We start from the raw sequence: 473 nt of genomic DNA, 5'->3' as shown, positions 1-473 counted from the left end.
GACGGTCTGCGGGCCGGCCACGGTCGTGGCGGCGCCCAGCAGCGGGTGGCCGGTGTCGGTGAGTCCCAGCCCGGCCGGATCGGAGCGGACGCCCGCGTCGAGCCAGTAGCGGTCGCGTTGGAACGGGTAGGTGGGCAGGTCGGCGATCCGGCCGCCCGGTACCGGCCAGTCGATCGGCACACCACGGGTCCACAACTCGCCTGCGGATCGCAGCACCCGGTCCCAGCCGCCTTCGTCACGACGCAGCGTGCCCGCCACCACCGCAGACTCGGCAGCATCCTGCACCGCCATCGCCAACACGGGGTGCGGGCTGCACTCGACGAACACGCCGAACCCGTCGGTGAGCAGGCCCTGCACCGCGTCGGCGAACAACACCTCCTGCCGCAGATTCCGGAACCAGTACCCCCCATCCAGCACATCGTCAGGACTCAACCAGGTACCCGTCACCGTCGACCACAACGGCACCCGCGGCG

The 473-nt window shown here is 71.5% G+C and carries 1 protein-coding gene; it reads right to left on the bottom strand.

The window, feature by feature from the left end; genetic code table 11:
• Positions 1-465, bottom strand: a 465-nt coding sequence (locus AC507J_RS32345) for an acyltransferase domain-containing protein (protein ID WP_496294370.1), incomplete at its 3' end; no start/stop codon positions are given.
• Between the last annotated feature and the right edge of the window lie 8 nt (positions 466-473).

It is taken from the genome of Micromonospora sp. PRAS1 (assembly GCF_059553435.1).
Note: the sequence above shows the minus strand (reverse complement) of the source record. Positions and strands in the feature narration are given on the sequence as shown.